This window comes from Streptococcus sp. 2106 (genome assembly GCF_013277315.1).
Lineage (GTDB): Bacteria > Bacillota > Bacilli > Lactobacillales > Streptococcaceae > Streptococcus > Streptococcus pseudopneumoniae.
Map to the genome: position 1 here is coordinate 12,436 of NZ_VMMS01000103.1, position 14,843 is coordinate 27,278.

15 protein-coding genes are annotated in these 14,843 nt (G+C 39.3%); 1 reads left to right on the top strand and 14 read right to left on the bottom strand.

The genetic code is table 11. From position 1 onward, the window contains the following. Positions 1-18 precede the first annotated feature (18 nt). A complete protein-coding gene (locus HT723_RS10095; protein WP_166736467.1) occupies positions 19-2,469 on the bottom strand; it encodes a bifunctional DnaQ family exonuclease/ATP-dependent helicase in 2,451 nt (816 codons plus the stop codon). A gap of 198 nt (positions 2,470-2,667) precedes the next feature. Next, entirely contained in the window at positions 2,668-3,597 is a 930-nt protein-coding gene (locus HT723_RS10100; RefSeq protein WP_172935138.1) for a peptidase U32 family protein, read from the bottom strand. Between the two features lie 139 nt (positions 3,598-3,736). Between HT723_RS10100 and HT723_RS10105 the strand changes: the two genes are divergently transcribed. Further along, positions 3,737-4,024, top strand: coding sequence for a DUF3270 domain-containing protein (locus HT723_RS10105; protein ID WP_023933508.1), 288 nt, complete (start codon positions 3,737-3,739; stop codon positions 4,022-4,024). Between the two features lie 169 nt (positions 4,025-4,193). Here the strand turns inward: HT723_RS10105 and ciaH are convergent, their stop codons facing one another. From ciaH to HT723_RS10165, 12 genes are all read right to left on the bottom strand, one after another. Then, entirely contained in the window at positions 4,194-5,528 is a 1,335-nt protein-coding gene (ciaH, locus tag HT723_RS10110) for a two-component system sensor histidine kinase CiaH (protein WP_023938233.1), read from the bottom strand. After that, positions 5,518-6,192, bottom strand: coding sequence for a two-component system response regulator CiaR (gene ciaR, locus HT723_RS10115; RefSeq protein ID WP_000590627.1), 675 nt, complete (start codon positions 6,190-6,192; stop codon positions 5,518-5,520). Before ciaR ends, ciaH begins: the two co-directional genes overlap by 11 nt. A gap of 108 nt (positions 6,193-6,300) precedes the next feature. After that, entirely contained in the window at positions 6,301-8,847 is a 2,547-nt protein-coding gene (locus HT723_RS10120) for a M1 family metallopeptidase (RefSeq protein WP_172935139.1), read from the bottom strand. A 122-nt stretch (positions 8,848-8,969) separates the two neighbouring features. Then, on the bottom strand, positions 8,970-9,410 hold the full coding sequence (locus HT723_RS10125; RefSeq protein ID WP_119946677.1) for an ASCH domain-containing protein: 441 nt from the start codon (positions 9,408-9,410) through the stop codon (positions 8,970-8,972). Further along, positions 9,407-10,255 (bottom strand): putative PEP-binding protein, encoded by an 849-nt coding sequence (locus tag HT723_RS10130; RefSeq protein WP_172935140.1) that lies wholly within the window; start codon positions 10,253-10,255, stop codon positions 9,407-9,409. The genes HT723_RS10125 and HT723_RS10130 overlap by 4 nt, the downstream gene beginning before the upstream one ends. 41 nt (positions 10,256-10,296) lie before the next feature. Continuing rightward, positions 10,297-11,025, bottom strand: a complete 729-nt coding sequence (locus tag HT723_RS10135; protein ID WP_172935141.1) for a GNAT family N-acetyltransferase — start codon at positions 11,023-11,025, stop codon at positions 10,297-10,299. A 7-nt stretch (positions 11,026-11,032) separates the two neighbouring features. Then, the gene (locus tag HT723_RS10140; RefSeq protein ID WP_119943542.1) at positions 11,033-11,512 is read right to left on the bottom strand and encodes an NUDIX hydrolase; all 480 of its coding nucleotides are present in this window, start codon (positions 11,510-11,512) and stop codon (positions 11,033-11,035) included. Between the two features lie 9 nt (positions 11,513-11,521). Continuing rightward, entirely contained in the window at positions 11,522-12,220 is a 699-nt protein-coding gene (locus HT723_RS10145; protein ID WP_119943540.1) for a 3-oxoacyl-ACP reductase, read from the bottom strand. Beyond that, the gene (locus HT723_RS10150) at positions 12,213-12,449 is read right to left on the bottom strand and encodes a DUF2829 domain-containing protein (RefSeq protein WP_000141913.1); all 237 of its coding nucleotides are present in this window, start codon (positions 12,447-12,449) and stop codon (positions 12,213-12,215) included. Before HT723_RS10150 ends, HT723_RS10145 begins: the two co-directional genes overlap by 8 nt. 99 nt (positions 12,450-12,548) lie before the next feature. After that, positions 12,549-13,475, bottom strand: coding sequence for an aldo/keto reductase family oxidoreductase (locus HT723_RS10155; protein WP_001269443.1), 927 nt, complete (start codon positions 13,473-13,475; stop codon positions 12,549-12,551). Between the two features lie 72 nt (positions 13,476-13,547). Continuing rightward, positions 13,548-14,363, bottom strand: a complete 816-nt coding sequence (locus HT723_RS10160; RefSeq protein WP_100104025.1) for a hypothetical protein — start codon at positions 14,361-14,363, stop codon at positions 13,548-13,550. Between the two features lie 3 nt (positions 14,364-14,366). Next, positions 14,367-14,687 carry a PadR family transcriptional regulator gene (locus HT723_RS10165; protein WP_000665417.1) on the bottom strand — a complete coding sequence of 107 codons (321 nt, stop codon included), beginning with the start codon at positions 14,685-14,687 and terminating at the stop codon, positions 14,367-14,369. Positions 14,688-14,843 lie beyond the last annotated feature (156 nt).

The window sequence follows — 14,843 nt, forward strand, 5'->3', positions numbered from 1 at the left end:
TTCATACAATACTATTTATCAAAGTTCATTAAAAAATCTATCAATAGCCTCGTCAACTTCGGATCGAGAGATGGTTTTAACAGTCGCTTCTTCTGCTAGAGATGCTACTATTTGTTTGCCATATCGTTTTCCGACGATTCTCCTATCCAAAATAAGAGTTAAGGAACGTTGGTATTCACGTCTCATACTTCTTCCCAAAGCCTGTTTTAAACGAATAATGGCCATTGGCAATTGATAATCATAAAAGGCATTTTTCCCTTCTTGAATTAGTTCCTGATTGATCTTTTTCGTCAAGGGCTCTTGGGGATTTTGGAAAGGAAGTCTTGGTACAACTTGAATCACAAAAGGATGACTTGAAAAATCAACTCCCTCCCAGAAACTTGCTGCACCAAGCAAGATTTGTTGTTCTCCTTTTTCAAAGCGCTTCTTTAGCTGATGAACATCCCCATTTTTATACTGGGCCAGATGGCTTACAGGAAGTATGTCTGAAACTGCTAGAAGCATATCTTTAGCGGTAAAGAGAACCAAAATCGGTTGCTGGAAAGCTTGAATTTCCACTAGTAAATCAGCTACCTCTTTGGCATAGACTTCTAAGGAAGTTTCTGTCACCAGAGGGAAATCTTTGACCAAGACCACTTCTTGGTCCTGTTTTTTACCAGCTTCAATCTTGACAAATTTGGCTTCAGGATAGCCTAAAAGGTCGGCCAAAGAAACTCTCTGACTAATCTCAAGAGTAGCCGATACTCCCAAGACTTGACAACTCTCAGGTATTAAAGAGGACAGAAGAATACGGCCAGATTTTGTAGAAGAAATCTGAATTTTCTTTTGACTCGTTTCAGTTGCTTCAAGCCAGTAATCTCGGTCAGCTGTAAAATAGCGGACCAGCTCCTCAAAGCCTTCTACTTCTAATTCTAAAAAATACTGATGGAGATTGGCTAGAGAATCTAAGATATTTTTCCTAGATTTACCAGACTGAAATTGTTCTATCAAGTAGAAGCACTCAAAGCGAATACTTTCTAGTATCCGTTGTTGAACCCTGTTTTCTTCTCCTACTAAAGCCTTATCAATTAAATCGATAATAGATTGTATATCGTAGGTCTCTTGAAGCAGATTTTCTAGAGCTAACAAAATCTTTTGGACTTCATCAATAATCAGTAAACGGTCACTGACAAATTCAGGATTATCTTCAAGTCTGGTTACGAGATAGGCATGATTAGTCACTAAAAGCTTGCAAGTCTCTGCCCTTTCTTGACTACGTTTCCAAAAATCTTCCGTCACAAATAAGCTCTGGGATGATAAATTCCCATTATGACGAAGGTCTGCTAGAAAATGTTGGTAACGGTAGAGTTGCCCGATTTCATCCAAATCTCCTGTCTCTGTCTCTGTCAGCCAGACCAAGACTTGCATTTTAAAGCGTCTAAATAAGCGATTTTCATCATTTTCCTGCAAGGAACGATAAAAGGCATCCAACTTCAAATAATTTTGAGGCCCCTTTAAAGAATGAATATCTGTATGAAATACTTCCTTGAGGCGTTTACCTTCTTCTTCCATGATTTGATTTTGAAGAATCTTTGTCGGAACGCTAAGGACAATCTGATGCTCTTTGGCTTGAGATAAAGCGGGTAAGAGATAGCCATAAGTTTTCCCAATCCCAGTCGGCGCTTGAATTAATGATACAGGCTCATCTTTCAATAGCAAGCCAACCTCTTTAGCAAAATTTTCTTGCTCCTCCCTCACTTCAAGATTCAACAGAGAAATATTTTTAGAAAAATCTTGAGATAGTTTTCGTGACTCCATGGGATCTGCAGTTTTCTTGAAATACAGTCCTTGAACTTGGACCAAATCTGAAGAACTCAGAATAGATTGGCTGCGATAAATTTCTTCAATAACCAGGTAGGACTCATATAGGAGGGCGTCAGCCATTTCCAGCAAGCGTTCCAAGAGTCCTTTAGGAAGCTGGGTCATCTTTTCCCGTAAAAAAAGAAGTAATTCTGCTGTAGCTTGGGCATCTGAAAGGGCTGTGTGTGCGTGTTTAAGAGGAATTCCTAATTCTCGGCACAATAGCGGCAAACTATATTTTTCCAGTTCAGGGAAAAAGACCTGAGCCAATTCGACCGTATCAACACGAGGATTTCTTAGCTCATAACCTTCAAAAAATAAATTTTCCGCCAAAAGATTGGCATCAAACTGAACATTGTGGGCTACAAAAATCCCATCCTCTACCAAGTCAAAGATTTTTCTAGCAACTTGCGAAAAATCAGGTGCTTGCGCCAGACGTTGGTCTGTCAATCCTGTCAGTTCTTTGATATGAGCATCCAAGGGTTCATGTGGATTGACATCCGTCGTATAGTGATCAACGATTTTTCCGTCCTCAATCACGACAATTCCCACTTGGATAATTTTAGCCTTACTACCTGTGCTAGTTGCCTCTAAATCCACCACAACATAGCGATTACCAATCGTTTTCATTATAAAAAATTATACCAAAAAAAGGGTCATTTGGCACCTGCAAACATGTGATAATTTTCAAACTCAAGAAGGTTACTTGTGTTAAAAATCCCATCAAATAGAGCATCCTAGCCTGCTGATTTTTTTAAAATAGTGAAGAAATACAAAAAATTGAGAGAAGAAATTTTAAATCTTCCTTCTCTCAACGAATCATTTACTTTATTTAACCATGTCAGGATCGTAGTCATAAAATCCTGTATCAAGGAAACGGTTTTTAGGGTGAAGTTTACGCACTTCTTCATCCAGCAAGAAGGCTTGGTCATGGCTAAAGTTACCCTCTTGGATCAAGCTACGCGCTTGGATAAAGAGTTTTGCAATCTCAACAAAGTTCTGACCAGGTGTATAGAGACCTTCTAATTTCCAGTGAGTAAAGCCATGCTCCACCAATTCTGTTAATTTGGTCATCAAATCAAGGTCGTTATTGGCAAAGATATGGGTCCCATGATTGTCTTCAAAAATGGAATAGTGACTCTCAGGATCACTTGGCTCAGCCAAGAAAAGGTCACGCTTGCGAGTCTTTTCATCATCGATATGTGTAAAGTTATAGTAATTTTGCAAGAGCGGACGTTTAGAATGATGGATGACACTGGCACCGTAAACCAAAACTTCAGCAGGAATTTCCAAAATCTCTGGCATTTTGAAGAGTTCAGCCGATGGAATTTCACGCGCCAAAACAGCCTCAGATGCGCCAGCCTTTTGTCCCCAGAAGTTAATCTGGCGACTGCTAGTTACCATGGTTGAAGCATCGTAGATAGTCTTAAATGAATAACCATCGCGATTGACCACATAAAAGACACCTGCATCCCCAATCGTAATGTAGTCTGTCTTGATTTCTTCCAAGAAATCAAGGAAAGGCTTGATACGGTCCATCATATCTTGGTGCATAAGGGCGTTGACCGCAACAATCAATTCCTTACCAGCATCATGAACCAGCTTAGCGATTTCACGCAATTGGTCATGACTAAAGGTTGTTGGCAGACGAAGGCCAAAATCTTTCTCACCGACATAGATACGGTCTACGCCAGCTTCGAGTAGTTGTTCGACTTGTTCAATACTTTCAGCAGTTGCTGTAATGATAATCTTTTCCATAGGAAAAACTATACCACATTTCTAGCAAATCAGCCATGCTTTGAAAATGAAAAGGGACTTTATTCTTTTTGTAACCTTTCTGTAATAATTCTCTGCCGAAAAAATGATAAAATAGGTATGTACTGTTAAGGAGAGAATCATGCCCGTAAGAAAATTACAATCCTATGAGGTAGACTATCAAGAAGAATTAAACCAGCAACTTCCTCATTATCAAGCTTATGCACCTGAAGCACAAGCTGATAGCAATCTCAAAGAAATTTTATTTTTTGTTAATATCGCTGTTTTTTGTATCTGTATTGCTATCTTTAGTTTTATCTTTTTAGCATTAAAATTATCAACTGCTCTTGCCTTTGCCGCAGCAATCGGATCCAGCTTACTTGTTTTAAAAGTTCAACGGTCTATTATCAAACGAAAACGTAGAAAATAAATCCAAAAGAGTCTGGGACAAAAGGATTTTGATTTTAGGAATTCTTTATTATAAGTTTTTAAAATCGATAGATTAGACAAAAAAGCGAACAAAACAGAATTCTGAGTGTCAGATAACTTGTTTTGTTCGCTTTTTATATTTAAGGTTAGACTTTTGCCCCAGACTCTTTTTATTTTTTCTTTTTCGATGGTGTGTGGATGGCAATCTTCACTTCAAAGATTGTTCCCTTGGGTTTATTATCTTTAACAGTAATGGTTCCTTTAAGCGCATCTACAATTTGCTTGGCCAGAGATAATCCTAAACCGAAACCACCTTTTTGACGAGTTCTAGCCTTGTCCACTCGATAAAAACGATCAAAAATTTTCTTTTTATCTTCTGTCGAAATACCGACTCCATTATCAGAAACCAGTAAATACAGATTACGATCGGTCGCCGAGATAAGAAAATCAATTTCACCATCCTCTTCAGTATACTTGACAGCATTATCAAATAGGATAGTCATCAACTGCTTCAAGAGAAGCTGGTCTGTGACAATCGGACGATGGATACGATTTTCAAAACGGAAGACACGATCATTTTCCGAAGCAATCATCTCATAGTTTGTGAAAGTCGTATTGAAAAAACTAGTTGGAACTTCTGCAAGCTCCGGCTTAATCCCATCATCTCTCCGAGCTAAGTTCAGCAAGTTTGTCGTCAAAAAACGCATATTTCGGACTTCTTCCAAACTCGATGCAATACTTTCGCTCACATCCATAATGGTAGCTTCTGGCTTACGGAAAAGGGTCTCTAAGCGATTTTGCAAAACTGCAAGTGGAGTCCGTAACTCATGACTGGCATTTTCCACAAAGGACTGCTGCTTCTGCATGCTCTCAAGCAGGGGTCGAACACTAACCCGAGCTAGATAAAGACTTGCAAGCAAAGACAAAATCCAGAAACTTACCATCACAACGACAATCAATTGCTCATGCTTTTGACTGGCCTGCTCCAACTGACTGGTATTTATCAAGACAGCAGCATACTTGATATTGGTTGAAACCGAACTGATATTGGTTTCCATCAAAATCATGCGATAGATTTCTTCCTGCCCATAGCTATTAAAAACCTGAATCTGGTAGATATGGCCTAGTTCTTTTTTCTCTAACCTAATCTTATCCAAGCCCAAAAATCGATTTCCAGAAAGAAGTTGAGTAAAGTCCTTATCAAAGAGAATGACTTCCGTATTGGAACTGACATTAGGTTTTATTTCTACTTTACTAGCGTCCGCCCTAGCATTTTCTAAATCTTTAATCTCTTCTGTTGCCCTATTCACTGCCAGTTGAATAACTGCTTGAGGATTTTCACTCAGTCCGTGGAGTTTATCATCCACCGAAGTATAGAGACTCGAATGCATGACCTGCAAAATAATCAGAGTCATTGTAGAGAAAATCAGAGTGAAGACACCAAAGTTGCGGATAAAATAACTAAAATCATCCGCATACCATGTTTTTTTTAGTTTACTGAACATCTTTTAAAATATACCCAACACTGCGCAAGGTTTGCAAATTCTCTGCAAAAGTGGTTCCTTTTAATTTCTTACGGACTTTTGAAACATAAACTTCGACAACTGAAATCGTTGTGTCACTATCAAATCCCCATAGACGATCAAAAATCTGCGTCTTAGGCAAAATAACATTTTGATTTTGAAGGAAATAAACCAATAAATCAAACTCTTTCCCCAGTAATTCGACTGGAGTATCTTCAACCTTAACGGTATTTGTTGATAAATTGATGAGAATATCTCCATAAGATAGCGTATTTTCATTAAACTTACCTGAACGTTTGAGAAGGGCCTGAATCCGCATTTTGAGTTCTTCTAGGTAGAAAGGCTTGGTCAGATAATCATCCGCTCCCAGTTCAAATCCATGTCCCTTATCATCCAAGCTTTCCTTGGCGGTCATGATCAGAACTGGTGTCGTAATTCCCTTTTCACGCAATTCTTTCAAGACTTGGAAGCCATTTTTTTCTGGCAACATCAAATCAAGCAAAATCAAGTCATAGACACCACTTTCAGCTTCGTAGAGACCTTCTTCTCCATCAAATACCTGCATGACATCCGCAAAATCGTCTAAAAAGTCAAATACTGAATTTGACAGACCTAGGTCATCCTCAACCAATAAGATTTTTATCATGAGAAACTCCTCCTTATTAAAACTATTATACCAAATTTGCCTTAAAAAAAACTCAACTCTCTGCATTTTACATGAGATAGCTGAGTTTTCTTTTTATTTTAGGCTTATTTATGCATTTCCGTATTGAAGAACAACTGCTTCGACTGCAGCTTTTTCACGGCTAATCAAGTCAACACGCGCTGCAATTTCCTTGATTCCCATACCGATGTTACGGCTAAGAGCAAGGTCAGAAAGTTGCGGCTCAAAGAACTCCTTGTATTCCGCCAAGCGTTGCTGAGTCTTAAATACATGAGCAGGAAGGATAACAAAGCTATCAAAGCTCATATCTCCACCAAGGGCTGCCTTAATCCAAGCCCAGTTTTCACGCGCCCAAGACCAAGCTGTTTTCTGAGTTGCTTGATGAGCTAGGAATTGGTAATACCAAGCAGACAAGTCCTGTGGTTTCACCACAAATTTGTCCTTCCAAGCAGCAATCAAGGTTTGGATATTGTCCGCATCTTTACTATAGGCAAGAGCAGATGCCAACTGACGTTTAAAGACAGCATCTGTTGCATGAGTATAAGTATCAAGATAAAGTGCTAACAAGTCTTTAGTCTCATGATGTTTCATCTCATTGATCAGAACTTGTGAGCGAATAGCTGCTGGAAGTCCTGCAAGATTCTCCTTGTGAGCCGCGAAGATTTGGCTAGCGACTTGACTAGCTTCTGCATCATTTGAGCGAATCATCATCGAAACAGCCAACTGACGAACCAATTCATCCTCATCTGATTCTCCGTCTTTAGCTTCAAAACCAAGACGGTTATAGTTGTGACGAGCCAATTTAGCAACCAAGGCTTTGAAGGCTCTTTCAGCTTCTGTTCCTTCATCGATAAAGCGCTCAAGGGCAGAAATGACTTCAGAAACAGCTGAAACGACAAGGTAAGATTCTTCTTTAGCAAGTTTATCAAGGACTGGGAGCAAGTCTGCATAAGAAATGTGTCCTGCCTCAGCAAGCAAACGACGTTCTTGGACGATTTGCAATTTGCTTGTGTTATCAAGATCAACTAGGTCAGCAAGAACAGCATCTAACAAGTCTCCTTGATAGTCTGTAATGTAGTGGGCTGTATTTTCTGTGTTGAGACGAAGTGCTGTTTTGTTTTCAGCAAGAAGGGCTGCGTAGCCAGGGATTTCGATACTTTCTGTTTCAAGTGTATCAGGCAAGCCTTTCCAGTTACTATTCAGTGGCACAACCCAGAGACGGTTCTTGTCTTCGTTCTCACCGATGAAGAATTGTTTTTGTGAAATCTTCAAGACATCATTTTCAACTTTGACAGTAAGAACTGGGTAACCAGGCTGTTCCAACCAAGAATCCATGAAAGCTGCGACATCACGGCCAGATGCTTGACCAAGAGCATCCCAAAGGTCACGACCAATTGTATTGCTGTACTGATGTTTTTCAAAGTAGGCATGCAAACCTTTGGCAAAATCGGCATCACCTAGCCAACGACGAAGCATGTGCATGAGACGGCTTCCTTTGGCATAGACGATAGCGCCATCAAAGAGCGTATTGATTTCATCTGGGTGTTTGACTTCGACGTGAACAGACTGAACACCATCAGTCGCATCGCGTTCAAGAGCGTGAGGTACTCCACCTGTTTGGAAATCTTCAAAGATATTCCAGCTTGGCTCAATGGCATCCAAACAGACATATTCCATCATGTTAGCAAAGCTTTCATTGAGCCAAAGGTCATCCCACCATTTCATAGTTACGAGGTTACCAAACCATTGGTGAGCCAATTCATGTGCCACAACAAGGGCAACTTGTTGACGACTGGCAAATGTAGAGTTTTCATCTACAATTAAGCAAACTTCACGGTAGGTCACAAGACCCCAGTTTTCCATAGCTCCAGCTGAGAAGTCAGGAAGGGCGATATGGAGAGATTGAGGGATTGGATACTTGACTCCGTAGTAATCTTCGTAAAACTCGATAGAGCGAACGGCAATGTCCAAAGAGAAATCAAGGTTAGAAAGTGGATGTGCTTTGGTAGAGTATACACCAACGAGGGTACCATTCTTAGTTTTAGTGGTCACCCCTTGCAAATCACCAGCAACAAAGGCCAACAAGTAAGAAGACATGCGAGGTGTTGTCTCAAACTTCCAGATACCTGTTTCCTTGCGGTTTTCAACATCGATTTCTGGCATGTTTGACAAGGCCAATTCACCTTCTGCTTGGTCAAAACGTAGAGAGAGGTCAAAAGTTGCTTTAGCTTCTGGCTCATCCACGCATGGGAAAGCTTCGCGCGCAAAATGGCTCTCGAACTGAGTTGACAAGACTTCCTTCTTGATTCCATCAACTGTGTAGTAAGAAGGATAGATCCCTGTCATGTTGTCTGTAATTTTTCCTGAGAAAGCGATAACCACTTCAACTTGACCAGCCTCAGCCAATTCGATATGAAGGGCTTCATTTTCATGGTCAACTGTAAATGGACGAGCTTCCCCTACAACTTCTACAGAAGCGATTTCCAAGTCTTTTTGGTGAAGGGAAATACGGTCACTCTGTGCTTGACCAGTGATGGTCACCTTCCCTGAAAACGTCTTGGTCTCACGACTCAAGTCTAAAAATAAATCGTAATGTTCAGGAACAAATTGTTTAATAAAATGTTCAACTGCTTGCATAATTTTCTCCTATTCTAAGTTTAAGAGCTGCTGCTCTTCTTCAAACAAACTTATTATATCATATTTTGCTTGAGAAAAAAGGATTGGACGGCAATTTCCAAAACTTTCTTCCGTCTAGCAGTCTACAGGGGGTAGACCTTGCGAAATTCTTCTAAAACAACTTTGCTGTCAGGTGTAAAATTCTGTCCTGCCTCCCTCATCCACTCTGTGAAAAAGTCCTCATGAACCTGACGCCAATAGGCTAGGGATTTGTCACCTTCCCCTTCCTTAAAGGCATGATCAGCAGAAACTTGATTGAAGGGCTGGACAGAAACCTTTGTAATTTCAACAATACAGACAGCCTGATTTTGACTATCTAAAATGACATCAAAAGTTCCTTCTTGAGGAAGAGACTCGTCTTCTAGTGCATAGAGATCGTAGGCTGATGCTGTTGCAGTCTTTTCGCCTCTTAAAACCAAATCTGCTAAAAGGTCTGGTTCCACTCCAAAAGACCAAGCATCGATTTCATCTCCTATAGAGGGGTTAATTTTCTTGTATGCATTCCACATTTCTTGCGGTGTCATGGGTTACTCCTTTGTAATTTTTTACTTTCTTCTTTTATGTGTTTAAGATGATCTGGATGGTCAATTTCTAAATTAAAAATCTCTGGAATAGAACTGTAGTGGATAATGCACTTGATACCCAACTGATTCATTTTTTGTATGAAAGAAGTATTCAGATAGCCTGCTACAGCAAAATCAATCTTTTTCATCCTTGCTTTATCCTGCATATCTCTTAGCATATCTAACATTATTAGACTTTCCATATCATGCCATTGACTGTTTCTCACGGTCGCAAAAACAAAAGAAGTCAAATCATTCATTCCAACTACAATCTTTGAAATGCCCGTTTCCAGTATCCTATCCAAGTCAAAATACGCTGACGGTAATTCAATCATCGTTCCGACTTTCCCAGTAAAACCATGCTGATGTAATACTCTAATAGCTTGCTTTAATTGGTCGGCATCATTGACAAAAGGAAAAATAACAGACAGATTGGGATTGGTTTGATAAACTTCTGTAACAACATTTGCTTCAGCCTGAAATTCATTCGGACACGCCAGTAAACGCCTAGTTCCTCTATAACCAAACAAGGGATGCCCTTCGTCAAAATGCTCTTTAGTTCCCTCTAAACAATTGGCTTCTATATTCGTTAATTCAGAAAAACGATACCAAACTTCTTCATCTGAGTACAAGGAGCAAATGGTATCAAGATAATCTTTCACAAATTGCTGACAATTTGCTAATAGGATGTTTTGATTAAGCTCTCTCAATAAGTATTCCCCACGAATCATACCGACGTGGTGCAATAGTTGAGGATAAATTTTTTCAAGAATTTTTTCGCCACTAAGGGCAAGTTGCTTTTTCATAGCCATTCACCTCGTCTTAAAAGATACAATATCATATATAATTATATGAAGCTTTCCTCTAGCTCAAAAGCTTCATAAGGTTCAACTAACTCATATCCTAAAAATTCTGCTACTTTTTTGGAAGCCTCGTTATGAGCATCCCAAAGTGGAAACATATCCCTATTTAAACTCTCTAAAATCATTGCAGCACCAAGCTTTTTAGCAAATCCATTTCCTTGTTCGCTTGGTCTAGTTGCAACTTCCACTTCAACTGCTTCACTGTAAACTAACCCTGAGGAAATCCCAGCAATCAGTTCATTATTTTTAAGAATCACAAAGCCAAATCCACCTTTTAAAACAAAATCCTGATAGGACTCAAAATCCCCCTGTAAATCCTGTGACCATTCTTCCGTAGAAAAGCAGTTATAAATATGATTATTAATAGGCACAATATTGTAATTTTCCTCTAAATGAGTAACTAGATCATTTAGAAATTTAACTTGAAAATTTGCCTTATCTTTAAAAGAATAGCGAGTAAAAGAATTTAGCCCCACTTTCCGATGCAGAAAATCTTGCCAATTAGTATTTTCTGAAATAATAATCTTATAATCTGAACCATATTTTCTAACAAAATCTTCCCAAAATCTGGAATCCAACTCCCCTGCTAGGTATAGAAAATTCCCAACATCATAAAAGCTTGTTGTCCTATCATTGTTTCGGTAGATAGTTCCAATTTGAGATTTAAGACCATAGAGAACCATATTTTTCTTCCATGTTTTAAATAGTTCCATTATCCCTCTACTTCACCTTCCAATTCATGTAAAAAGTCTTGTCCAGTTCTGGAAGTCCTAATAATTCAGACTTAACCTTCAAGACTAATGGCGATACATTTTCTTCTGTAATCTCTTGAATATCCATCCAAATATATCCAAGTGAATCATTCGCACCATCAGACACAGCTTCCGAAGTCGTAACTTGAGGTGCACTCTCATTCATTTCTACATCATACAAGGCCATGACATGGTGAACTATAAAATTTTTTAACTCTTCCCTGACGAAAACATCGTAGATTCGAGGATTAGAGTAGCTTCTAACAGTAAATCCCGTCTCTTCCATAACTTCTCTAGTCAGCGTTTCCGTCAGTCCTTCACCAAGTTGCTGACTGCCTCCAGGTAGATCATACCGATGTTGATAAGGGCCTCTCGTTTTTTCAATGCAGAGTAACTTCCCATTTTCTAAGCAAACAGCGTAGACTCCAAAGTGTCTTTTGACTTCCATCAGATCCTCCTACTTCAAAGACCAGCCGCCATCTATTGTCAAGATTTGTCCTTGCATGGCACTCGCTTTTCCACTTGCTAAGAAAAGGCTAATTTCTGCTATTTCCTCTGGTTCAATCCAGCGCTTGATTGGTGTTTCACTAGCCACCCAGTCAGCTAAGCCTCCTGGCTCAAAATCCGCAGCGGTCATAGCCGTCTTGACTGCTCCTGGAGCGATCCCAAAGACCTGAATCCCAGCTTCAGCATAGTCTAGAGCCAACTGCTTGGTGAAGCCAGCCAAGGCATGCTTGGATGAAGTATAGGCGTGACCACCTCCACCTGCTAGGCTAGAAGCAATGGAACACATATTGATGATGATTCCCTTTTTATTTTCCAGCATTTGTGTCAAATAATACCGAGTCAACTCAACAGGAGTCATGTAGTTGATTTCAAAAATCTCTTGAATGTCCTGCGCCGTTTGTTCCAACAGTGGTTTGTAATCATCCAAAACTCCGGCAGTATTACACAAAACATCCACCTGAGGGCACCAGTCAAAAATAGGTTCCAAGTCCAAGGTCAAATCTCTCTGTAAAAAGTGAAAATCACCCTCTAAGAGTGGCTTTTCACCTTGGTCAACTCCATAAACTTGATAGCCCTTCTCTAAAAAGAGGCGAGCTTGAGCCAATCCGATCCCTGAACTCACTCCTGTAATGAGTACACGTTTAGTCATGCACTTCTACCCAATCCGTTGCCAAAACATCACAAGGTGTCGGACTCCACATGGAAAAACCTTCTCCTTCGCCAGAAACGTTGATTAGGAAGTAGGGCGTCACTTCAAGTGCAACCCCATTTTGCTCGATAGTGTCAAAAAGTTGGACATAGTTTTCAGCACCTCCCCAACCAGTTCGTACATATTTTTTCTTAGCCTTTAACCCAGGCAGGATTTCTTCAAAAGTCATGTTATTCTCCTTTAAAATCAATAATTCTTCCCTTCATTATAACAAAAAAACCGCTTTGCAACGGCTTTTTGACTGTGATTTATTTACATCTGCTTCTACTTACGGCAAATTATTCCCTGCTGCAAGATAAATTTCATACCATTCTTTTCTTGTTAAGCTAAAGTTTGCCGCTTGGCTAACTTCTCTCAAGTGATTAGGATTTGTGGTACCTACGACTGCCTGCATTTTTGCTGGATAACGCAATATCCAAGAAATGGCAATAGTTGAAGGGGTTACTCCATATTTAATAGCTAAACGATCAAGTACTTGATTTAAAGCTTGAAATTTCTCATTTCCAACAAAATTCCCTTTAAAATACCCGAATTGTAAGACAGACCAGGCTTGAATGACCACATCGTGTAATTGGCAATATTCAAAAATGCTGCCATCTCGCATAGCTGCTTGACTATCTTCCATATTAACATGAAAACCTGATTCAAATCCTGGAGTAAAAGCCGCACTCAATTGTAGCTGATTAACAGCTAACGGCTGCTTGACATCTTTTTTAAGTAACTCCATCATCATAGGATTTTGATTAGAAACTCCAAAATCTCGAACCTTACCTTGTTTATAAAGGAGATCAAAGGCTTCTGCTACTTGGTCAGATTCCATCAAAGCATCTGGTCGATGAAGAAGCAAGCTATCTAGATGATCAATCTTCAATCTTTGCAAAATACCGTCAACTGATTTTATAATATAGTCCTTAGAAAAATCAAAATAGGTAAATTCTTCAATGCGAATGCCACATTTGGACTGAATCCACATCTTTTCTCTTAAATCTGGACGATTTTTTAGGACAAGACCTAGCAGTTCTTCACAACGACCACGACCATAAATATCAGCCAAGTCGAAAGCATTGATTCCAACAGAAAGTGCTGTTTCTACAAGCTCTTCAACTTCTTTTACAGACTTATCTTCTATTCTCATCATTCCGAGAACAATTTCTGATAATTCTTTGTCATCTTGACCAAGAGTTATGTATCTCATCAAATTTTTCTCCTTTAATTCTACATTCTTCATTTAATTATAACAAAAAACCGCTTTGCAACGGCTTTTTGACTATATTTCACTCCATTTTATCTTCTTAAACCCACGGAACAAGACAAAGATTCCAATAAAGAGGACAGCTAAAGGAATAATCTTTGTGAGGAAAACATTTGAAATGCCCATCCACTCATAATAACGGAGCAGAGAACCCACCACAAGATGGGCAACAATCATACTGACAAAGGGACGAAAGACAGCTTCTTTCCAATTCCAAATACTGATGACTAGAGAAAGCGTAAAGACAAGGAAACTATCCCAGGGAGCAGGAAGATAAAATGCTCCTTCTTGTACAAAACTTCCTATTCCTACATATCCCAGAACAACTAGAAGGACAAGAATCCCAACGACAATATAGGTGCCAATTTTCATTTTAGGAGAATCTTGGACTAAGCCCCAACGTAAGATTGTGGCCACAAGTCCAAATCCAATCAGAAAAAGAAGAAGTTGCCCTAAAAAAGTAAGCAAATTGACTGTTAAGAGAGGACCTTTAGAAAAATCACCCAGTAGATGATAGTAACGTAATACCACTAGGACAAAAATTGGTGTTAAAAGGGACTCCTTGATAGAACTGTGTGGTGCTTCCTTGAGAATCTCTTTCATTATTTTTTTAGGATTCTTACCTAAATAATCCTCTGCACTCATGCCATCTCGTTCTGCTTCTGAGAAATCTAGCATCATCAAATAGATCTGCTCTCTGAGATAGTCTTCATCATAGAGAAATCCAGCAAGATTAAAACTATCCCACAGTTCCTCAAAATACTGCTGATTGTCCTCAGAAAACTCATGCAACAAATTGTTTGTTTCTTCATAATACTTCATTTTCTTCATGGTTTAACCCCCATTCTTAATCCCTTCTACTTTTTGACTCAAATCGTCCCATTGTTGCCAAAAGACCGAGACACGCTCTTCTCCTTCTTTGGTTAACGAAAAATACTTCCGATCTGGACCATCTGGCGACGGGCGCATGTCGCCTCTTATCCATTGATTTTTTTCTAACTTTTGCAACAAAGGATAAATAGTTCCTGGAACGATAGTATCAAATTCAGCCTCTCGCAAAGTCTGAACCAACTCATAACCATACCGCTCTTTTTGACCAATCATATCCAAGACACAACCTTCAAGAACACCTTTTAACAGTTGAGTTTCTTTCATCCCTTCTCCCTTCTAATCTATTTTGTAATACCTACTAGTAGCTTCAGCTATAGTATACCACTTCCACACTAGTTTGTAAAGCATAATAGTTAATACTCTTCGAAAATCTCTTCAAACCACGTCAGCGTCGCCTTAGGGTATATATGTGACTGACTT

Coding starts and splice junctions, on each gene's coding strand:
- HT723_RS10095 (WP_166736467.1), bottom strand. CDS start 2,469: ATGAAAACGATTGGTAATCGCTATGTTGTGGTGGATTTAGAGGCAACT.
- HT723_RS10100 (WP_172935138.1), bottom strand. CDS start 3,597: ATGGAAAAGATTATCATTACAGCAACTGCTGAAAGTATTGAACAAGTC.
- HT723_RS10105 (WP_023933508.1), top strand. CDS start 3,737: ATGCCCGTAAGAAAATTACAATCCTATGAGGTAGACTATCAAGAAGAA.
- ciaH (WP_023938233.1), bottom strand. CDS start 5,528: ATGTTCAGTAAACTAAAAAAAACATGGTATGCGGATGATTTTAGTTAT.
- ciaR (WP_000590627.1), bottom strand. CDS start 6,192: ATGATAAAAATCTTATTGGTTGAGGATGACCTAGGTCTGTCAAATTCA.
- HT723_RS10120 (WP_172935139.1), bottom strand. CDS start 8,847: ATGCAAGCAGTTGAACATTTTATTAAACAATTTGTTCCTGAACATTAC.
- HT723_RS10125 (WP_119946677.1), bottom strand. CDS start 9,410: ATGACACCGCAAGAAATGTGGAATGCATACAAGAAAATTAACCCCTCT.
- HT723_RS10130 (WP_172935140.1), bottom strand. CDS start 10,255: ATGAAAAAGCAACTTGCCCTTAGTGGCGAAAAAATTCTTGAAAAAATT.
- HT723_RS10135 (WP_172935141.1), bottom strand. CDS start 11,025: ATGGAACTATTTAAAACATGGAAGAAAAATATGGTTCTCTATGGTCTT.
- HT723_RS10140 (WP_119943542.1), bottom strand. CDS start 11,512: ATGGAAGTCAAAAGACACTTTGGAGTCTACGCTGTTTGCTTAGAAAAT.
- HT723_RS10145 (WP_119943540.1), bottom strand. CDS start 12,220: ATGACTAAACGTGTACTCATTACAGGAGTGAGTTCAGGGATCGGATTG.
- HT723_RS10150 (WP_000141913.1), bottom strand. CDS start 12,449: ATGACTTTTGAAGAAATCCTGCCTGGGTTAAAGGCTAAGAAAAAATAT.
- HT723_RS10155 (WP_001269443.1), bottom strand. CDS start 13,475: ATGAGATACATAACTCTTGGTCAAGATGACAAAGAATTATCAGAAATT.
- HT723_RS10160 (WP_100104025.1), bottom strand. CDS start 14,363: ATGAAGAAAATGAAGTATTATGAAGAAACAAACAATTTGTTGCATGAG.
- HT723_RS10165 (WP_000665417.1), bottom strand. CDS start 14,687: ATGAAAGAAACTCAACTGTTAAAAGGTGTTCTTGAAGGTTGTGTCTTG.